The sequence below is a fragment of the Mucilaginibacter xinganensis genome (assembly GCF_002257585.1).
Lineage (GTDB): Bacteria > Bacteroidota > Bacteroidia > Sphingobacteriales > Sphingobacteriaceae > Mucilaginibacter > Mucilaginibacter xinganensis.
On record NZ_CP022743.1, the window covers coordinates 2,513,353 to 2,535,270 of the forward strand.

13 protein-coding genes are annotated in these 21,918 nt (G+C 43.5%); 5 read left to right on the forward strand and 8 right to left on the reverse strand.

Annotated elements, in window-relative coordinates:
- The first annotated feature begins 138 nt into the window (after nucleotides 1–138).
- A complete protein-coding gene (gene clpB / locus MuYL_RS10900; RefSeq protein ID WP_094570598.1) occupies nucleotides 139–2,754 on the forward strand; it encodes an ATP-dependent chaperone ClpB in 2,616 nt (871 codons plus the stop codon).
- A 365-nt stretch (nucleotides 2,755–3,119) separates the two neighbouring features.
- On the opposite strand, the gene MuYL_RS10905 is transcribed toward clpB, so the two are convergent.
- The 7 genes from MuYL_RS10905 to gltB all read right to left on the reverse strand — a co-directional run bounded on the left by MuYL_RS10905 (nucleotide 3,120) and on the right by gltB (nucleotide 16,263).
- Nucleotides 3,120–4,529, reverse strand: a complete 1,410-nt coding sequence (locus tag MuYL_RS10905) for an efflux transporter outer membrane subunit (RefSeq protein WP_094570599.1) — start codon at nucleotides 4,527–4,529, stop codon at nucleotides 3,120–3,122.
- A gap of 11 nt (nucleotides 4,530–4,540) precedes the next feature.
- On the reverse strand, nucleotides 4,541–7,696 hold the full coding sequence (locus tag MuYL_RS10910; protein WP_094570600.1) for an efflux RND transporter permease subunit: 3,156 nt from the start codon (nucleotides 7,694–7,696) through the stop codon (nucleotides 4,541–4,543).
- A gap of 33 nt (nucleotides 7,697–7,729) precedes the next feature.
- Complete coding sequence (locus MuYL_RS10915; RefSeq protein ID WP_094570601.1) at nucleotides 7,730–8,899, reverse strand: efflux RND transporter periplasmic adaptor subunit; 1,170 nt, start codon at nucleotides 8,897–8,899, stop codon at nucleotides 7,730–7,732.
- Between the two features lie 74 nt (nucleotides 8,900–8,973).
- Complete coding sequence (locus MuYL_RS10920) at nucleotides 8,974–9,561, reverse strand: TetR/AcrR family transcriptional regulator (protein ID WP_094570602.1); 588 nt, start codon at nucleotides 9,559–9,561, stop codon at nucleotides 8,974–8,976.
- Nucleotides 9,562–9,963: 402 nt separating this feature from the next.
- Nucleotides 9,964–10,089 carry a DUF4372 domain-containing protein gene (locus MuYL_RS23860; RefSeq protein ID WP_394339001.1) on the reverse strand — a complete coding sequence of 42 codons (126 nt, stop codon included), beginning with the start codon at nucleotides 10,087–10,089 and terminating at the stop codon, nucleotides 9,964–9,966.
- Nucleotides 10,090–10,264: 175 nt separating this feature from the next.
- Complete coding sequence (locus MuYL_RS10925; RefSeq protein WP_094570603.1) at nucleotides 10,265–11,743, reverse strand: glutamate synthase subunit beta; 1,479 nt, start codon at nucleotides 11,741–11,743, stop codon at nucleotides 10,265–10,267.
- Nucleotides 11,743–16,263 carry a glutamate synthase large subunit gene (gene gltB / locus MuYL_RS10930; protein WP_094570604.1) on the reverse strand — a complete coding sequence of 1,507 codons (4,521 nt, stop codon included), beginning with the start codon at nucleotides 16,261–16,263 and terminating at the stop codon, nucleotides 11,743–11,745. The genes MuYL_RS10925 and gltB overlap by 1 nt, the downstream gene beginning before the upstream one ends.
- 304 nt (nucleotides 16,264–16,567) lie before the next feature.
- On the opposite strand from gltB, the gene MuYL_RS10935 reads away from it, so the two are divergent.
- On the forward strand, nucleotides 16,568–18,628 hold the full coding sequence (locus MuYL_RS10935; protein WP_094570605.1) for a glycoside hydrolase family 36 protein: 2,061 nt from the start codon (nucleotides 16,568–16,570) through the stop codon (nucleotides 18,626–18,628).
- A gap of 316 nt (nucleotides 18,629–18,944) precedes the next feature.
- Here the strand turns inward: MuYL_RS10935 and MuYL_RS10940 are convergent, their stop codons facing one another.
- Nucleotides 18,945–19,304: a cupredoxin domain-containing protein gene (locus MuYL_RS10940; protein WP_094570606.1), complete on the reverse strand. Its 360-nt coding sequence runs from the start codon at nucleotides 19,302–19,304 to the stop codon at nucleotides 18,945–18,947.
- Nucleotides 19,305–19,517: 213 nt separating this feature from the next.
- On the opposite strand from MuYL_RS10940, the gene MuYL_RS10945 reads away from it, so the two are divergent.
- The 3 genes from MuYL_RS10945 (at nucleotide 19,518) to MuYL_RS23745 (ending at nucleotide 21,871) form a co-directional block, all read left to right on the forward strand.
- Nucleotides 19,518–19,820 carry a DUF3892 domain-containing protein gene (locus MuYL_RS10945; RefSeq protein ID WP_094570607.1) on the forward strand — a complete coding sequence of 101 codons (303 nt, stop codon included), beginning with the start codon at nucleotides 19,518–19,520 and terminating at the stop codon, nucleotides 19,818–19,820.
- Nucleotides 19,821–20,001: 181 nt separating this feature from the next.
- On the forward strand, nucleotides 20,002–21,483 hold the full coding sequence (locus MuYL_RS10950; protein WP_094570608.1) for a DUF6600 domain-containing protein: 1,482 nt from the start codon (nucleotides 20,002–20,004) through the stop codon (nucleotides 21,481–21,483).
- 256 nt (nucleotides 21,484–21,739) lie between these two features.
- The gene (locus tag MuYL_RS23745) at nucleotides 21,740–21,871 is read left to right on the forward strand and encodes a hypothetical protein (protein WP_262493681.1); all 132 of its coding nucleotides are present in this window, start codon (nucleotides 21,740–21,742) and stop codon (nucleotides 21,869–21,871) included.
- Nucleotides 21,872–21,918: the final 47 nt, after the last annotated feature.

Genomic DNA, 21,918 nt, shown 5'->3' on the forward strand with positions numbered 1-21,918 from the left:
AGTAGCGGTTGGTTTTGTTTTGTAATGACAAATTAGCATTTTTAGGAATATGGCAGGTGATTTGATTACTTATGTTGGTTGAGTGGAATGGGTAGATAAAGTTGCCCTTTCGGCCCATTTAAAACAAAATACATCGCTATGAATTTTAACAATTTTACCATAAAAGCCCAGGAAGCAGTCCAAAAGGCTTCGGAAATTGCCTCTGGGAACCAGCAGCAGGCCATTGAAACTGCGCACCTGCTTAAAGGATTACTATTGGTTGATGAAAACGTAATCTCATATTTGCTCAAAAAACTGAACGTCAACCTGAACCGTTTAAACGTTACGTTGGATGAGCAGATCGCTTCATTTCCAAAAGTTAGCGGCAGCAACGTTTACCTGTCATCCGGTTCAAATTCAGCTTTGCAAAAAGCAACAGCATACCTTAAGGAGTTTAAGGATGAGTTTGTATCTGTTGAGCATATTTTGCTGGGCATTTTATCTGTTAATGATAAAACCAGTACAGCATTAAAGGATTATGGTGTAAATGAAAAAGACCTTAAAAAAGCTATTGTAAGTTTACGCGGCGATAACAAAGTGACCGACCAAAATGCGGAAGCAACCTATAATGCTTTAAATAAGTACGCAAGGAATTTAAATGAATATGCCGAATCAGGAAAGCTCGACCCGGTAATTGGCCGTGATGAAGAGATCAGGCGGGTTATCCAAATCCTGTCACGCCGAACCAAGAACAACCCTATACTTGTCGGCGAGCCAGGTGTTGGTAAAACAGCCATTGCCGAAGGTATAGCCTTTAGGATAATTAAAGGAGATGTACCGGAGAGTTTAAAAACAAAAACTGTTTATTCGCTTGATATGGGCGCTTTGATTGCCGGGGCAAAGTATAAAGGCGAGTTTGAGGAGCGGTTAAAAGCAGTTATTAAAGAAGTTACCCAGGCCGATGGTGAGATCATCCTGTTTATTGATGAGATTCATACGCTGGTTGGCGCAGGCGGTGGCGAAGGTGCAATGGATGCCGCTAATATTTTAAAGCCGGCACTTGCCCGCGGCGAACTGAGAGCGATTGGTGCAACAACATTAAATGAGTACCAAAAGTTTTTTGAAAAAGATAAGGCCCTTGAGCGCCGCTTTCAGATGGTGCTGGTAGATGAACCGGACACCGCTGACGCGATTTCTATTTTACGCGGGTTGAAAGAACGTTATGAAACCCACCACAAGGTGAGAATTAAAGACGAGGCTATTATTGCAGCGGTTGAAATGTCACAGCGTTATATTTCAGACAGGTTTTTGCCTGATAAGGCCATCGACCTGATGGATGAAGCCGCTTCCAAGCTGCGTTTGGAAATGGACTCGGTTCCTGAGGTTGTTGATGAGCTGGAACGCCGGATCATGCAGCTGGAAATTGAACGTGAAGCCATAAAACGTGAGCACGATGACAAAAAAGTCAAAGAATTAAGCGAGGAAATAGCGAACCTGTCTGCCGAGCGTGATTCACTACGTGCCAAATGGCAGGGCGAAAAGGACCTTGTTGACGGCATTAACCAGAAGGTGGAACAGATAGAGAACTACAAGCTGGAAGCTGAGCAGGCCGAACGCGCGGGAGATTACGGGAAGGTTGCAGAGTTGCGCTACGGTACCATAGTGAAAGCACAACAGCAAGTTGAAGACCTGAAAAAGGCCTTACTTGAAAACCAGAGCGATAGCCGCATGCTGAAGGAAGAAGTTACCGCTGATGATATTGCCGGTGTGGTTTCACGCTGGACGGGCATCCCGGTTTCAAAGATGATCCAGAGCGAACGTGAAAAGTTATTGCACCTGGAGGATGAGCTGCATAAACGTGTAGCAGGGCAGGAGGAAGCCATCGAAGCTATAAGCGATGCTATCCGCCGCAGCCGTGCCGGGTTACAGGATAAACGCAAGCCGATAGGCTCATTCATCTTCCTTGGGACTACCGGCGTTGGTAAAACCGAACTGGCTAAGGCTCTTGCCGAATATTTATTTAACGATGAAGGTGCTTTGGTGAGGATAGACATGAGCGAATATCAGGAACGGCATGCTGTTTCAAGACTGATTGGAGCGCCTCCGGGCTATGTGGGCTACGATGAAGGTGGCCAGTTAACCGAAGCTGTGCGCCGTAAACCATACAGTGTGGTGTTGCTTGATGAGATTGAAAAAGCGCATCCCGATGTGTTTAATATATTGTTGCAGGTATTGGATGATGGCCGTTTAACCGATAACAAAGGCCGCGTTGTAAATTTTAAAAATACCATCATTATCATGACTTCCAACATCGGATCAAACCTGATAATGGATAACTTCCAGGAGCTGCAGGACAGCAATAGGGATGAGGTGGTTGCTAAAACCAAGAACCAGCTGTTTGACCTGTTAAGAAAAACAATCCGTCCGGAGTTTTTGAACAGGATTGATGAGATCATTATGTTCACCCCGCTTACCCGTGATGAAATAACCGATATTGTTAAACTTCAGTTTAAACAGGTACAGCAAACACTGGCCGAAATGGGTATCACCCTGGATGCATCAGACGAAGCTTTGGACTGGCTGGCACAGTTGGGTTACGATCCGCAATTTGGCGCAAGGCCGCTGAAGCGGGTGATTCAGAAAAAGATCCTGAATGAACTTTCAAAACAGATTCTTGCCGGGAAGGTGGATAAAGAGAGCAAGATCAAGCTCGATATGTTCGACAACCAGTTTGTGTTTTTAAATGAAGACTTGCTGGATAAGGTTGAAAAATAAGGGTATAATGTTTAGTTAAATGTAATAGTCATTATTTGATCTGACAGTTTGGTGTTTTTATAAGTTGTCAGATCAAATAATGACTATCCCATTTTAAATTCCTAGTGTTATACCAGCGACAAACTTGGCATAATTTCTTTTGGTATAAATTGATCACAAAACTGTGCGAATAATGTTTCGATACGTTTTTTGACTCTTTTAAAGACAGGTACATTGGCGGCTGATTATCTGATGCAAGCCACATACCTGGAACTTGAAGAATAAAAAAAATATCCATTTTATAAAAAGGCACTCTCATTTCTATTCGCACTTCTCAGTAGCATAAGAATGCATTGGTTTAAGCAGGCAGTAGCTTTTGCCTGTTATTACTGCCAGCCTCCACCCAATGCCCTGTATAAATTAACAATGGCTTGTAGTTCCTGTAAACGATCATTTACCCCACTTAACTGCGCGGCTAACAGGCTTTGCTCTGAAGTTAATACATCGGTATAATTAGTAGCCGAACTGTAACGTAGCAGTTCGTTGGTGTAGTCGACAGATTTGGTCAAAGCGGCAATTTGCTTGTCGCGTATTTGTTGCTTACTAATAGCATTTTCATAGGAATTCAGTGCATTTGACACCTCCTGACCAGCAGTTAGCAGCGTTTGCTGAAAAGTATTAAACGTTTCCTTTTGTTGCGCCTGCGCTATACGGTAACGGGCTTTATTTTGACCTTTGTTAAATATTGGCTGTGTTAGGCCGCCTACCAGATTGTAAAAAATAGAATTGTCAAAAAAGTTTTTCAACTGCAAACTAGATAAGCCACCACTGGCGGTAATGGTAAGCGTTGGATAAAAGTAAGAATGTGCCACATTGGTATTCTCAAACGCCGAGCGGAAAGCATACTCTGATGCCTGCACATCGGGCCTGTTACTGAGTAATTGCGCTGATAAACCGATATTTAATTGCTTAATTGGTACCTGATCCGCAAGAACGCCTCTTTTAATTGGGCCCGGAGCCCGGGCTAACAGGATGCACAAGGCATTCTCAATTTCGCGGATGCTTTGTTTCAAATCAGGGATAGATACCTCGGCAGCATAACGGTTGGCTTCGCTTTGCACTACCGCCGCACCATTTACAATAGCTCCCTGCTTAAGACTTTTCATGGTTTCCACATCCTTTATCCGGTTTTGTACCGTTTCTTCGGTAATGCGCAACTGCTGATCGTAAGATAAGAGGTTGTAATAATAATTGGCAATATCAGCAATCAACTGTGTTTGCGCCGCACGCTTAGAAGCATCGCTTTTTAAAAAATTGGCTAATGCCTGGCGCTTTAAACTGCTCAATTGTCCCCATATATTAACTTCCCAACTGGCATTTAACGATGCCTGATAGGTAGTGGTATTTAAATTAATACCACTACCTGCGGGGAAGTTCAACGCTGCCTGCGATGACTTAGCCTTGGTGACTTGTACGCCAGCATCCAAAGAAGGCAGATAAGCCGCCTTACTGGCCCTTAAGGTGGCCTGTGCTTCAGCAATTTTAAGCACGGCCGTTTTCAGATCAAGATTGTTATTGATCCCTTCCTGTATTAAATTTTGGAGTATAGTATCAGCAAACAATGAGCGCCATGGCAGGCTTGCCATCGTGGTCGTATCCGTTTTTAAGCTGTCGCGATACAGGTTCACTGTTTTTAATTCGCCCGGGCGTTCATAAACTTTGTTTACTTTACAGGATGAAAGGGCTAATAAGCCAGCTAATCCTAAGATGATATATGGTTGGTTTCTTGTTTTCATGATTTAAATTATTAGATGGCTGGTTCACTGGTAGCTTCTGGCATGGTAGCTGTAGGATGCCCGCTTATCTTTTCCTGAAGCGATTGAAAAATGATGAACAGCACCGGGATCACAAACACGCCGAACAGGGTACCGATCAACATACCACCTACGGCACCTGTACCAATGGAACGATTACCTACCGCACCTGCGCCGGATGCAAACATTAACGGCATTAAACCTAAAATAAAAGCGAAAGAGGTCATTAAAATTGGTCTTAAACGGGCAACGGCACCTTCAATAGCGGCATTTACCAATGTTAGTCCGTGCCTGCGCCGGGCCACCGCAAATTCTACGATCAGGATAGCGTTTTTTGCCAGCAGACCAATGAGCATAATTAAAGTGATCTGCAGGTAGATGTTGTTTTCTACACCAAATATTTTGGCGAAGATGAATGCTCCTGCAAGCCCGATAGGTAATGAAAATAAGACTGCGAATGGCAGGATATAACTTTCGTACTGCGCGCTCAATAAAAAATAAACAAATATTAAACACAACATAAAAATAAATATCGTTTGGCTACCGCTGGATAATTCCTCGCGGGTAAGGCCCGAATATTCATAGCTGTAACCCGCAGGCAAAGTTTGCGCGGCTACCTCCCCAATAGCTTTAATTGCATCTCCTGAACTGTAGCCGGGCTTTGGAGAACCCTGTACAGCAATGGACGTAAAAAGGTTAAAGCGGTTAATTGCTTCGGGGCCGTAAACGCGTTTCAGCGAAACAAACTCGGATATGGGCGACATAATGTTATTACTGTTACGCACATAAATGTTATTAAGGCCTTGCGGTGAGCCACGGTAACTATTATCGGCCTGTATCATCACCCGGTATTGCTTACCAAATTCGTTAAAGTTTGATGCGTATAAGCCGCCGTAATAACCCTGCAGGGTAACCAGTATGCTACTCACTGTTAAACCGGCAGCCTTGACCTTAGCCACGTTAACATCAACCTGGTATTGCGGAAAATTGATATTGAATGAAGTTGTGGCGTATTGCACTTCGGGGCGCTTATTCAGCGCTGCTAAAAATTTACCGCTCACCTCGCTGAATTTGTTGATTTCGCCGCCGGTTTTATCCTGTAGCTGAAACTCAAAGCCGCTGCTGTTACCAAAACCCTGTAATGTTGGAGGGGCGAAAAAGAAGATCTGCGCATTTTTGATCCCTGCGGTCATTCCGAAAAGTTTACCGGTCAGGCTGTTAATATCCTGGCCTTTTCCAGTACGCTGATCCCATGGTTTTAACTTGACAACGATCATAGCGTATGAACCGCCGGCACCGGCTATGAAATTTTGCCCGGTAATACGTAAGGTAGTTTGTACTTCGGGTAGTTTACGGATAATACCGTCCACCTGTTCGGCAATAACTGCTGTGCGCTCTAATGACGAACCGGCAGGTAAACTTATGTTTCCAAACAATGTTCCTTGATCCTCATTAGGCACAAAGCTGGTTGCGGTAGTTTTTAGCAGGATGTAAAAAATAACCGTAAAAACTGCTATACCTAAACCAGCCAGCCATTTTTTGTCTATCAAAAAGCTCACCGATCTTTTGTATTTGCCGGTAACGGTTTCAAATGCGGTGTTAAATGCATCATAAAACCGTTGCTTGTAGGTGGTTTTGTGATGCTCACCTTCAGCATGCGGTTTAAGCAACAAGGCACAGAGCGCCGGACTGAGTGTTAAAGCATTTACTGCCGAAATAATAATAGCGATAGCAAGTGTTAAACCAAATTGTTTATAAAATACACCCGACGAACCGCTGATAAAGGACACAGGGACAAACACCGCCGCCATTACTAAGGTAATAGAAATAATAGCGCCGCTGATATCGTTCATGGCCTCGATGGTAGCGCCCTTAGCCGATTTCGCACCTGCATCTAACTTGGCATGCACCGCCTCCACTACCACAATAGCATCATCTACTACTATACCGATAGCCAGCACGAGGGCAAACAAGGTAAGCAGGTTAATGGTAAAGCCAAAAAGGTTTAAAAAGAAGAATGTGCCCACGATAGCCACCGGAACGGCGATGGCCGGAATAAGTGTAGACCGGAAATCCTGTAAAAAGACGAAAACAACAATAAACACCAGGATAAAAGCTTCAATGAGGGTATGGATCACCTTATCAATCGAGGCATCTAAAAAGTCGTTGGCATTTAGCAGAGAGGTATATTTAATACCCGGCGGGAAAGACTTGGATGCGCCCGCAATAGTGCTTTCCAACTGCTTGATCAGCTCGTGGGCGTTGGAGCCGGCGGTTTGGTTAATGGCAATGCCTATTGATGGCATACCGTTGGTTTTGGTATTGCCAGAGTAGGTTTGTGAACCCAGTTCAACACGTGCCACATCTTTTAAACGTAAAACCTGGCCACTGGTGGTTGCGCGGATAATGATATTGTTAAACTCGGTAACCGATTTTAAGCGGCCTTTGTATTTAATAGTGTACTGATAAGACTGGTTGTCATTTTCGCCAAATTTCCCGGGTGCCGCTTCCACGTTCTGATCGGCAAGCGCAGTGTTAATGTCATCCGGAATTAAACCGTAGGTGGCCATCACATCCGGCTTCAGCCAAATCCGCATCGAGTAATCGCGGGTGCCGAATACGCTGGCGTCGCCCACTCCGGTAATCCTTTTGATCTGTGGCAGCAGGTTGATGTTGGCGTAATTTTGGAGAAAGGTTTGGTCGAATGATTTATTGTCGCTGTATAAGGAGAAAATCATCACCATACTGCTTTGCCGCTTACTGGTAGTCACGCCGGATTTAGTCACTTCAGCCGGTAAAAGGCTGGTCGCTTTTGATACCCTGTTCTGTACGTTTACAGCAGCCAGGTCGGGGTCGGTTCCCAGTTTAAAGTAAATCGTGATCGATGCTGAACCATCATTACTGGCGGTAGAGGTCATGTAGGTCATGTTCTCTACCCCGTTGATCTGTTCTTCAAGCGGCACAATCACACTGCTCATCACAACGTCAGCGTTGGCCCCTTGATACGAGGTGGATACTTGCACCGTTGGCGGCGCTATTTCGGGGTATTGAGAGATGGGCAATGAGGTTAAACCCAATATACCCAGTATAACGATAATGACCGATATTACGGTTGAGAGCACCGGCCGTTCAATGAATTTGCGTAACATAACGTTGGTTAATGTTAAATGATTTGAAATAACTTATTTTAAGTCCTGGTAAACCTTGTCGGCGCCCATAACTTCGGGCTTTATTTGGGCGGCGTCTTTCAGTGAACTGTTGCCATCGTATACTACCTTATCGCCAATTTTTAGGCCGTCGGTTACAACATAGTATTGTCCCGCTAAAAGGTCCATAATCTGTACCTCAACACTTTTAACCGTATTGGTCTGATCAACAACATACACAAAATGCTTGCCCTGCAGTTCGTAAGCCGAGCGCTGCGGAATAAATATGCCGCTTTTTACCGGCTGCGGAATGCGCACACTGGCGCTGCTGCCGCTACGCAGTAAACGTATTGGATTAGGGAATGCGGCGCGGAAACTGGCCGACCCCGTTTGGGTATCAATTAAACCGGCAATGGTTTCCACTTTGCCGTGCTCGGTGTAGTTCGATCCGTCAGATAGGATGAGCGATACAGCTGGGGTATTGGCAATCTTTTCTTTAAGAGTGCTGCCTTTTACCGTTCTTGAAAACTCAAGCAATTGCTTTTCATTTAAGGAAAAGTAAGCGTATACCTTATCAATATTTGATACCGTAGTTAATGGACTGGTAGTGGCGCTGGTCACTAAACTACCCACTTTATAAGGCAGTGTACCAATAACCCCATTTACCGGGCTGGTAATGGTAGTATAGCCCAAATTGGTTTTGGCATTTGCCAGGGAAGTACGGGCCTGGGCCAGTGAAGCCTTTTTGGTGTTCAGCGCAAACTGGTCTGATTCCAGCTCATAAGGGCTGATGATATCTTTGTCAACCAGCGGTTTGGTTTTGTTGACTAGCAACTGAGCGCTTTTAACTTCCGCTTCAGCACTATTTATCGTCGCTATGGCATTATTTACATCCTGCTGATATTGAGGGGCATTCAGTTTAAAAAGCAACTGCCCTTTTTTCACCACTGTACCTTCATCCACATAAATGGCTTCCACAAAGCCGTCAATTTTCGGGCGGATCTCTATATTCTGTTCTCCCTGTAGTGTGGCCGGGTAGTCATTACTTAAGGTGGCATCTTTTGCTTCGATTGTAAATACCTGGTAGTTTGCAGGTGGCTGAGTTGCACCCGGGCCTCCCGCCTGGGTTTGAGAGCCTCCGCAGGCCATTAGCAGCAGGGGCGCTAAACTTAAAAAAGCAAGGTGTTGGAACGTTTGTATTTTCATTTTTTTTATGCGTCTTGTTAAATATTAAATTGACATTTATGTTTGACTTTTTTGTCAGTTTTTAAGCAAAAAAATTAGGTGAACAGCATTTCGACGATTATTTTCTTCCTTTCGTGCATCAGTTGTTCAAATTTAATATCAGTAATTTCCAGCATTTGCTTGAATAAAGGGCGTGTAAGTAAAGGGTAAGCGATCAGCGAGAGGAGGTTGAGCATAAAATTCACAGGCAACATTTTCCTGATCTCGCCCCGGTCTATCGCCTGTTGTATTTCCTTAAAAAAATATTGAAGTGCCGGCGATGGTTCCTTTTCGGGCATAACAAAACCGTGGGCATTAATTTCGCTGATCATAAACGTTTCTTTATAGGGATACTCACGCAGTTCTGCTGAAAACACATCAATAAACCGGACGATTTTTTTTTTGAATGGTAGCTTGGAAAGTAATACTTCTTCTAAGCGCAGCTTCATTTCATCCATCGCTTCCTGGAATACCTGTTGAAATAAGGCTTCCTTGGACCTAAAGTAATAATTGATGACCGTCCTGGCGATGCCTGCTGCATCAGCAATGTCCTGGGTGGTGGCATTAAACTTGCCTTCTGAAAAGAATATTCGTTTGGCAGTATCCTTAATTAATTGCTCGGTGCCGGTGTCTCTAATAGCCATTTTTTTAACTAATTTGTTTGACGTTTAAGTCAGACAAACATAGTTATATGTTTCACAAACAGTGTCAAAATAATCACATTTTTTAATATCTATGACCTATATGGCGCTAAACCAGAACTAACGTGTCAGGCGCATTGCTTTAGTGATATTTACCATCGGGGTAAGGATAAAGGCAGGTATATTTCCTCTTAAGTTCAAAAGCGTGTAGATTTGGATAGCACCACGGGGTATTTTCCGGCAGGCCAACTAAACAGCTTTAGGCTAAGAGAAACTGTTGTAGCGCCTAAAGCAAATACTTCATTGGCAATATCCACATTAGCAATAGGTTCACTGCCACACCGCTACCTAACCTTTCCGATCAGTTAATTACAGAAATTCGCGAATACCTGGCAATTCCTACTTTCATTTGCACGGGATAATGTACACTGGTTTTACATATTTCATAATACCGGGATGATACAATTTGTTTTTATAAGCCTTTAAACAAATACAAATATCCCGAAGAGTGTTAGATGAGGTGTAATGTATTTATATTCAGTTATTTATAACTATTTTAAATATTAACGCATCACCAATAATTTTATACAACAAAAAAACCGGACAGCTTTCACTATCCGGTTTACATTAATTTGTTTATTGATTTTTTATCGAGTCCAAATGATAAGAAAAGCTAATCTCTAATCTCCAGCCTCTAATCGCTAATTCAAAACGCCTGTTCAAACTGGTTCACCGCATCCTTGCTTTCCAGCAGGGAATGCCCCATCAGGAACTCGTCCACCTTTCTTGCAGCTTCCCGGCCTTCTGATATAGCCCATACAACGAGTGATTGCCCGCGGCGCATGTCGCCGGCAGCAAAAACTTTGCTAACGCTGGTACGGTAAGCACCTTCGGTAGCTTTAACATTTTTACGCGGGTCAAGCTCAATACCCAGGCTCTCTATCATTCCTTCGTATTGTGGGTTTAAGAAGCCCATGGCAAGGAAAATACGCTGGCATGGTATTTCCCGTTCTGAACCTTCAACTTTGTTAAATTTAATTGGCCTTCCCATTACATCCAGTTCCCAGCTTACCTCGTTTACCCTGATCGCACGCAGGTTGCCGTCTTCGTCACCTAAAAATTCTTCGGTATTAATACCCCAGTAACGGTCAGCACCTTCTTCGTGGCTGCTGGTGGTTTTCAACACCATCGGGTAAGTTGGCCATGGCATGTGCTCGGTACGTTGCACCGGCGGCTGCATCATTACCTCAAATTGCTTAATAGAACGTGCACCCTGGCGATTTGAAGTGCCAACACAGTCAGAACCGGTATCACCACCGCCAATTACTATTACATCCTTGCCTGTGGCTAAAATGTCTTCGGCAGTAACCTCAATATTGCTAACGCGTTTATTTTGCTGCTTTAAAAAGTCCATCGCAAAATAAATTCCTTTTAATTCCCTGCCTGGGATATTAAGGTTTCGCGGGATAGTTGAGCCACCTGCTATGATAACCGCATCATTATTGCGAACGATCTCATCGGCAGAAATATCTTTACCCACTTCGGTATTGTATTTAAATTCAACACCATCTTTTTCCATCACCTCCAGGCGGCGGTCAATTACCCATTTTTCAAGCTTAAAGTCGGGGATGCCGTAACGTAACAAGCCGCCTGCGCGGTCATCACGTTCATATACCGTAACTGCATGACCTGCTTTGCTCAGCTGCGCGGCGGCGGCTAAACCTGCCGGGCCTGAACCTACAACGGCAACGCTTTTGCCTGTTTTAACAAGTGGAGCGGTTGGTTTAACCAGGTTTTTTGAATAAGCTATTTCAATAATGTGTTTTTCAATTTCTTCAATAGCAACCGCAGGTTTGTTTATGCCAAGCACACAAGCCGACTCGCACGGAGCAGGGCAAATCCTGCCGGTAAACTCCGGGAAGTTATTGGTTGAGGAAAGTATGTTGTAAGCTTCTTCCCATTTTTTGCGATATACGGCATCGTTAAATTCAGGGATGATGTTGCCCAGCGGGCAGCCTGAATGACAGAACGGAATGCCGCAATTCATACAACGGGCCGACTGCTGGTTTAATTTTTCGTCGGAATAGGCGTGTACAAACTCATTATAGTTTTTAACACGTTCTGTAACCGGCGTTTTTGCGGGAAGCTCTCTGTTAAACTCCTGGAATCCTGTTGGTTTTCCCATTAGCTGATAGTTTGATATTGTAATTTCTCTAAAACTTTTTTGTACTCTCTTGGATATACTTTTACAAACTGAGTTGAGGCGATGTTCCAGTTTTTAAGTAATTTTTGTGCCACCTTACTGCCTGTCAGGTGAATGTGTTTATGCAGCAATGCAATTATTTGCTCTTCATCCCGGATAGACAGGGGATCAAGATCTACCATTTCGGTGTTGCAGTTTTCAGCAAAAGTATTGTTTGGATTATAGATCCATGCAATACCGCCACTCATGCCGGCAGCAAAGTTGCGGCCTGTTTCGCCTAATATCAAAGCAAAGCCACCCGTCATGTATTCGCAACCGTGGTCGCCGATACCTTCAACAACAGTGGTAGCGCCTGAGTTACGCACAGCAAAACGTTCGCCGGCCATACCCCTGATAAACATCTCGCCTGATGTAGCGCCATACAGGGCTACGTTGCCAATAATGATGTTATCTTCGGGTGTAAAAGTTGCTTTTTCTGACGGATAGATGGCCAGCTGTGCACCTGATAAGCCTTTGCCTACATAATCATTTGCTTCGCCTTCCAGTTCAAACGAAATGCCTTTGGTAGCAAACGCACCAAAACTTTGCCCTGCCGAGCCTTTAAACTTATAATTGATGGTGTTATCCGGTAACCCGGCAGACCCATATATTTTCGAGATCTCGTTTGATAACAAGGTACCTATTGTACGGTCAACATTTTTCACATCAAAGGTTGCGAATACAGGTGTCTTGTCTTCCAGTGCAGGTTTTGCGGCTGCTAGCAACTGCCAGTCAAGAATGGCATCCATACCATGATCTTGTTTTTCGCTGTTGTAAAGCGTAACCTCCTTAGGATTATTTACCGGGTGCAAAATACCTGAAAGATCGATCTTTTGTGCTTTCCAGTTTTTAAGGCCATCTTTTACCTTCAGGAACTGTACCCGGCCAACCATTTCATTAATGGTCCGGAAGCCCAGCTCAGCCATTATCTCGCGTAACTCTTCTGCCATAAAGCGGAAAAGGTTAACCACATGTTCCGGCTTGCCCGAGAAAAGTTTCCTTAACTCTGGGTCTTGTGTAGCAACTCCCACAGGGCAGGTATTTAAATGACACTTACGCATCATTATACAGCCGCCTGCAACCAAAGCTGCGGTGGCAACACCCCATTCTTCGGCGCCCATTAAGGCTGCTATAGCAAGGTCACGACCGGTTTTTAGCTGACCGTCTGTTTGCAGGACCACGCGGCTGCGCAGTTTGTTACGCACCAGTGTTTGATGTGCTTCGGTTAATCCGAGCTCCCAGGGTAAACCGGCGTGTTTAACGGAGCTGATAGGAGAGGCACCTGTACCGCCATCATAACCGGCAATCAAAATAACATCGGCGTGGGCTTTGGCAACACCTGCCGCTATAGTGCCTACGCCGGCTTTTGATACCAGCTTAACGTTGATGCGCGCAGCACGGTTAGCATTTTTAAGGTCGAAGATCAGCTGGGCCAAATCCTCAATAGAATAAATATCATGATGCGGTGGCGGCGATATTAAGCCAACACCCGGCGTTGAGTGACGTGTTTTTGCAATCCAGTCGTCAACTTTATGACCCGGCAACTGGCCGCCTTCGCCCGGTTTTGCACCCTGAGCCATTTTTATCTGCAGTTCATCGGCATTGGTCAAATAGTTTGAGGTAACCCCAAAACGGGCAGATGCCACCTGTTTAATAGCCGAACGCATGGAATCGCCGTTAGGCATCAATTCATACCGTAATTCGTCTTCGCCGCCCTCGCCGGTATTGCTTTTGCCGCCTATGCGGTTCATGGCAATAGCCATTGTGCTGTGCGCCTCGTGCGAAATGGAACCGAACGACATAGCGCCTGTTGCAAAGCGCTTCATGATATTTTCGGCAGGTTCAACCTCGTCAATAGCTATAGCCTCGCGGTGATGAGCAAAATCGAGCAATCCACGGATGGTGAAATGCTTTTCGCTTTGCTCATTTATAGCTTTAGCGTATTCTTTATATACCTGGTAGTTGTTGCTGCGGGTAGCGTGTTGTAATAAGTGTACGGTTGTTGGGTTAAACAAGTGTTGTTCGCCACGGCGTTTCCACTGGTAAATACCACCCTCGGGCAATAAATGCGCGCCGGAACTTGAACCGCCAAAGCCTATTTTGTGCTTGCATAATGATTCGCGGGCAATTTCATCAAGGCCTAAGCCACCAATGCGGGTCACGGCACCTGTAAAGTATTTATCAACAACAGCCTGATTAATCCCCAGTATTTCAAAAACCTGCGAACCGTGATATGACTGCAGCGTTGAGATTCCCATTTTTGAGAAGATCTTCAGCAAGCCGTCGTTAACAGATTTTACGTAGTTTTTATAAAGCGTTTTCAGATCAAGGCTGGTTTCAAGGCTGCCATTGTTTTTCAATGTTTCAATGGTTGAAAGTGCCAGGTACGGGTTAATTGCGGTTGCGCCAAAGGCAAGCAAACAGGCAAAGTGGTGCACTTCCCAGGTATCGCCGGTTTCAACAACCAGCCCAACTGAGCCACGGCGTCCTTTTTTAATGAGGTGATGATGTACAGCAGATACCGCCAATAATGATGGTATTGGCGCATGTTCCGAATCAATAGCACGGTCTGATAGTATCAATACTTCAAAACCATCATCAACTGAATCTTCCGCATAGCGGCATAGCCTTGCTATACCTCTTTCCAGCGATCCGGGCATGCCGTCGGCATTATAATAAGTCTGCAGTGTTTTAGCATGGAACATGCCGGTATCAATACTGCGCAATTTTTCAAGCTGATGGTTTTTTAGGATAGGGTGCTGCAATACCACGCAATGGCAGTGCATTTTATCCTCGTCAAGCAAGTTGCCATTGTTACCTATAAAGGTTGAAAGGCTCATTACCAAACGCTCTCGAATCGGATCGATAGGCGGGTTGGTTACCTGCGCGAAAAATTGTTTAAAATAGCTTGAAAGGTGCTGCGGCTTATCAGACAAGATAGCCAGCGGAACATCGGTACCCATTGAGCCTATCGGTTCCTTACCGTCTAAAGCCATTGGCTTAATAATGGTATCAATATCTTCACGGGTATATCCGAAAACCTGCTGGTAACGGAACACGGATGCTTCAGATAAACTGGCGAAAGCCAAACGTGGCTCCGCAAGCTCACCTAATCTTATTTTATAATTTTCCAGCCAACGGCCATAAGGCTGGCGCGATGCAATTTGCTGTTTGATCTCTTCATCCGTAATGATCATACCTTTTTCGGTATCTATCAATAACATTTTCCCCGGTTGCAGGCGGCCTTTGCGCAATACAAGGCTCTCATCAAGGTTAAGTACGCCAGCTTCTGACGCGGCAATAACACGGCCATCATTAGTGATCACAAAACGTAGCGGGCGCAGCCCATTCCTGTCAAGCAGTGCACCTACCAGTTTGCCATCGGTAAAGGTAATTGCAGCAGGTCCGTCCCATGGCTCCATCAAAGTTGCGTGGAACTCGTAAAATGCCTTTTTAATTGGGTCCATCTGCTCATTACCATCCCACGCTTCGGGGATCAGCATCATCATTACGTGCGGTAATGAACGGCCTGTATGCTGCAGTATTTCAATTATATTATCAAGGCATGCAGAGTCAGACTGATTGTTGTCAATTACCGGCAACAGCATTTCCATTTCCTCGTTGGTGAAATAGGCTGAAGCGTATGATTTTAAACCGGAATAAAACCAGTTTAAGTTACCGGTAAGTGTATTAATTTCACCGTTGTGGGCAATCAGCCTGAAAGGCTGCGCCAACTTCCACGATGGAAACGTATTGGTTGAGAAGCGCGAGTGGATCATGGCAAAGCCGGACGCGATCCGTGGATCAGAAAGGTCTGTAAAATATTTACGCAGCTGGTAAGTGGTTAACTGGCCCTTGTAAACGATGGTTTTACAGGAAAGCGATGTGAAATAAAAATGCTCAGTTGCAGCATTAATGGTTTCAGAAACCGTTTTATTAATATAACGCCTCAGTATGTACAGTTTGCGTTCAAAATCATCTACATTGGTAATGTTATGCGGCCTTAAAATAAAGATCTGTTCAACATTTGGTTCGGCCCTGCGGGCGGTTTCACCAATAACAGATGAGTTGGTGGTTATTTTACGATAACCCAGCGTATGCAGTCCTAATTTTTCAACCGCATTATCAATGATGTTTTTACAGGCTTTTTTAAGCGCTGATTCTTTTGGGAAAAATATCATCCCCACACCGTACTCGCCCGGCTCAGGTAAACTTATTTCCAGGTCTGAGCACTCTTCCATGAAAAATTCATGGGGCAATTGTATTAAAATTCCCGCGCCATCACCCGAATCAGGGTCGCAGCCGCAAGCGCCGCGATGTTCCATGTTCTCGAGCATGGTGAGTGCATCATCAATTATCTGGTAACTTTTATGACCGTTAATGTTAGTAATAAATCCGGTACCGCACGAGTCGTGTTCAAATTCTGGCCGGTAAAGGCCCTGTTGGCTTTCAGCTTGATCCATTGTCTTAATAAAAGTTTATAAATGGTGCAACTACGAAGTTACTAAATGCAGGTTTGAATTAAAAATATCTTAAAATTTTTAAATTTTTCTAAATGGTATAATATTTATAACTCCAAAAAATGATGATTTGGTAATAAAATATCTTAATTTATTAAAATATGATAATTTGCGCTTTACTGAAGTGCAGTATTTTTAACTTACGCAGCGTTACTGAAACAGGTAATTAATAATACAGCTGGTGTTTGTGGTTTTTAAATTAAATTTTAAGTTTGATAATTAAACCTGTCTAATCATCTAAATTCTAATGAAAAAATATTTTCTATCACTGATTTTTTCAATTTTCACAATTTACTCATTTGGGCAAGGTTTTGCCACTATCGATCATAAAGGAGATTCCCTTTTGATTAAATACAATAATTCAGTAATTTTTTCTGCCGGGATATCAGCATCCCATTCCACCTATTTATTTCGCCGGCAAAATGAAACGGTGAATGGCTGTATGTATCAAACCATTACCATAACCAGTAATAATTTTAAAGCTATTCAATTAAGTGCTACAGTGTTTACGAGTGATGAGGCAATTGCATGCGAGAGTGAGCCTGCCGATAACCATATAAATATAGTAAGGCATGTAGTAGGCAAAAGCAGTAGTTTAATAAATAATGCGGTATATGAACGGAAAGACGATTGGTTACTCTCTATTGATAAAGTTTATCCCAAGGTAAAAATCACTCCAAAAGACGATCATAATTATAGCCTCACTGCAAATGGATGGGAAATTGTTATCCGTTTTAGGCCACAATATTACCAGAAACACCGTGGGCTTTCTAATTTTAAACCATCAGCTTATGCTGTATGGAAAAAACCGGTTGTAGGGTGGTGCAGCTGGTTTGCTTATTTTGATAAAATAACGGAGGCGGATATAAAAGAAACTGCCGATGTGATCAGTGAAAAGTTAAAACCTTTCGGGCTTGAATACCTGCAGATGGATGACGGCTATCAAACGGTGCCAATTGGTTTGCCGCATACCTGGCTTAAGCCTAATCAGAAATTTCCTGCCGGCCTAAAAAGCCTGGCTGCCTATATTAAATCGAAAGGATTGATTCCCGGAATCTGGACAAACGTGGCCTTTGCCGATTCTGCCGATGCTTATAAAAATAAAGCGCTTTTTGTAAAGGATGAAAAAGGACAACCAGCTTTGGGTAACTGGGTAGGTTACGTGATGGATGGCAGTAATCCACAAACTATTGCGCAATTGATAAGCCCTGTTTACCAGGGTTTAAATGATGATGGGTTTGATTATTTTAAGCTCGACGCTTTGCGCCATTTGAAATATGAAGGCTATAATTCGTTTAAAAATTATTTTACCGAAAAAAACGCTGATAGAAACGACGCCTATAGGAATGTAGTGAGAGAGGTAAGGGAGAAAGCCGGAAAAGGAAAATTTCTATTGGCATGCTGGGGGATTCGACCGGAACTTGTGGGACTTGTTGACGGGTGCAGGATAGGTAATGATGGTTATAGTTATGCAGGTTTGGCTCAATTTAATTCGTACAACAATATTATTTGGCGGAACGACCCTGATCATATTGTGTTAAGTCAAAAAGAAGCTTATCGCAGTTGCGCTGCTACATCGCTAACAGGTTCGCTTTTTATGCTTACCGACAAACCCGGCATCTATAAAAACTCGCCGTTTATTGAGGCCGCCCGCCGGTCTATCCCGGTATTATACACCCAGCCGGGCCAGGTTTATGACGTTGATCCATCGCGGTCGGCGTTAATCAGCCAGGCTGATGTTGAGATGAGCGGAAGCGGGCCCAGGCCTTTTGACGCCAGCAGCACAACAACTACCGGATTGTTTGAACTGGAACTGAATAAGCCGTTTGAAAATTGGATAGTACTCGGGCGCGTAGATGAAAGGGATAAAATACTGCCTTTTAAAGATCTTGGACTGGATGACAAAAAAGAATACCTGGTATTTGAATTTTGGACAAAGCATTTTGAAGGTACATTTAAAACGCAGTTTACTCCGGGTACAATTGATACCGTTTTTAACTGCCAGGTGTTTTGTTTCAGGGAAAAACAAGATCATCCGCAAATAATGGCTACAAACAGGCATATCAGTTGCGGAGGGCTGGAGCTAACCAATGTGCAATGGAAGAATAATAGCTTGTCCGGCATAAGCCAGGCAGTTTTAAATGATGATTATGTTATTTATATCCATGAAAATAGCGGATTTAATTTTGGAGACGTTACACTAAAAAACGCGTCCGTGGTAAAAAATGAAAAGGATGGCGAAATAAGAAAGATTACTTTACATCCCACAGGTAACGGTTTGATTAACTGGGATGTGAATTATAAATAAAATGCCTGAATCAATTTTAAGTTGAAAACAGAGAAATTATTCACTGCTTTTTTATCAGGACGAAACTCCCCGGTATGGCGTAAATCATTTTGTAATTAAATGACCTGTTACCAAAACAGAGAAAATTAAACTTAACCAGGTGCCGGTTAGCGGCGTAAGCGTTCCGGTGTATGTAAATTTAAAAGAACAATTTGATGCGAAAGATAAAATTTTAGTTTCACCATTGGATTTTACGGTCATGCTTAAATTATAAAGGGATGCTGCGGTGTTCCGCAGTATCCCTTTTTTACCCCACTTACACAAAAACGTCTTTTGGTTAATTAGTTACAATAACTGTTGCATTTTTCATCATTGAATGAATCAGGCAATGGTATGTGTAAGTACCTGCGGCATTAAATGTGAAATTGAAGGTTTTACCGGTTGCAAGGCTGCCGCTATCAAACGCATTGCCCAGATCAGTGGCAGTGTGTGGAGCGGTATCCATATTGGTCCATGTTACTGAACTGCCAACCTTGATAGTTACTGTTGCCGGATCAAAAGCGAAATTTTGTATGGACACAGTAGCGGCAGGGGAAGAGGGGGTAGGGTTTACCTTGGCCTTGTTTGATGAGCAACCGTACATAACTAATATGCCGGCAAAAACTATCAATGATAAATAAATAAGCTGCTTTTTCATATGCGCTGGATTTAATAAATGTTACATAGCTATCACGGTTGTATTGTAGATATGGTTGCCTTGTGAAATAATTTATTTCTATGAAATTAAATGAGGGTTATGCGGCGCAGGACAATACGTAGTTTTACGTATTAAAATGGCGGGTAAATACTCAAAGCCGGTTTATCTGTTTGATCTATTTTTACAGTACCTGATTAACTAAACACTTTAGAAATGGCTGTACGAATAATTTGTATTAAGAAAGATGAAGACAGTAGCGATAACCCTTATTTAGCAATTGATTATTTTGAATGGATAAATGAACGAATAAATGTTACTGGCGTAACCGAACGTACCCTTATTCATGACTGGATTAAAAACGGGAACGGTGAGGCTTACGTTACAGATGATAAAGGCAATAAAACCTACCTTATACCTGCGATATGCCCGCAGGGGAATAAATATGTTAAAACAGTTGATGACGAGTCGAAAGTAGATCTGCTGCTATTGCTCCCTGATTGTAACTTAAAAGTGTAGTATAAACCCAAACTACGCCTTTTTTACACCTGCAGAATTTATAAAAGTGTTAAACGCTGCAGCGTTGCTGGTTTTCCCGATTAAATATGAATAATAATTATTAGCAACGGTTAAACTTAATAATTTTGTGCCTGTCATATGTATATAGAAATTATTATATACATATTAAACAGCCTTTATCATGAAAAAGATATTTTATATAATTCCGGTGGCAGCAATGATAAGTTCCTGCTCACCTATCATATATAGCAGTAATCCGCAGCCGGTTTATAACGATCAGTCGCAATATGTACAGCAGCCGGTAACTGACCAGGTGTTTTATGATGAGCTTAGCCCTTACGGTCAATGGATAGATTACCCTGACTTTGGATACGTTTGGCAGCCAAACGTTGACGGGGATTTTAGGCCTTATGATACCAACGGCAATTGGGTTTACAGCGAAGATGGATGGACATGGGTGTCAAATTACAGCTGGGGATGGGCGCCGTTCCATTACGGAAGATGGTTTTATGACGGCGGTTACGGCTGGCTTTGGATGCCCGGCAGCGAATGGGCACCCGCGTGGGTTACCTGGGGGCAAAGCGGCGATTATTACGGCTGGGCACCTTTATCTCCAAATGGAGGATATAACAACGGCTGGAGGCCGCGAAACGAAGACTGGAGTTATGTACACGCCGGTTATATGAATCGCAGGAACATTAATAACTATATTATCAGGAATAATGTTACTGTTATTAACAATACAACCATTATTAATAACTATACCACCAACAACTATAATAATGGCAGCGGAAATAACAATGGTGGTAATGGTCACCGTGGTTTTACTTATAACCGTGGTCCGCGTGTTGTGGATGTCGAAAACCGTACCAATACCACAATACGGCCGGTGCGGATCGGCATTATCCAAAAGCCGGGAGAATCGTTGTCAAATAACCAGCTAAATGTTTACAGGCCGGTTATTAAACAAAACCCCGACCAGGGCAGTAACAGACCTGCACCAGCACGTGTGGTAAGTTTTGATCGTGGCGATCACCGTAACCCCAATCAACAAAATCAAAGGCCAAATAATGGCCAGGTAAACCCTAACCCGCAGCAGGGGCAGCAATATCCAAGGGGTAATAATGAACGGGGGAATAACCAAAATCCCGGTCAGCAACAGAGCAATCCAAATTCACGGCCGGTTACCGGCGAAGGGAATCATCAAACCCCCAACCCGCAGCAAAACCAGCAATATCCAAGGCCTAATAATGGTCAGGCGAATCCTAACCCACAGCAAGGGCAACCTATTCCACGGCCTGTACAACAACAGCCTGTACCTGTTCAACAGCAGCCACGGCCTGTACAACAACAGCCTGTACCTGTTCAACAGCAGCCACGGCCTGTACAACAACAGCCTGTACCTGTTCAACAGCAGCCACGGCCTGTACAACAACAGCCTGTACCTGTTCAACAGCAGCCAAGGCCTGTGCAACAACAGCCTGTACCTGTTCAACAACAGCCAAGGCCGGTACAACAACGGTCAACTGATGATCGGCCAAGGCCGATTCAGCAGCAACCTCGTCCGGTGGTAAAGCCGCCGGTGCAGCCAAGGCCAAGAACTGAAGTTGTAAAGCCTCAGCCCGTAAAGCCGGTTGAACAGGCGCCGCCGGTACAACAATAATCTATAAGCTAAAAAGGCATCCGATATGGGGGGCTTTTTAGTTTTCCCCGGATATGCTATAAATTTAATATCTTCAGTGGATGTTTTTATATACACTCCGGGTGTTGAAGTAAACATTGTAAAATGTGCTTTTGAGCCATTTGCAGAAAAAAAAGCTTCCGGTATGAAAAAAATTAAATTTAAATGGAATTTTTGGTGATGTTATAATTACAATGGCACAAGGTTGGTATTGTACAAAATAACTAAAAACTTAACCATGAAAACTTCAACAAAAACCATCGTAATGTTAAAAGCAATTGACCTTGAATTGAAAGCTTTATTGCAGCAAGACCTTGAACGTTTTAAAGCACGTAACACTAAACAGGCTCCGGTAAAACAAGCGGCCTGACCATCATATATCTTCAAAAAACGCCCAATAATTAAAATAGCGCGGGC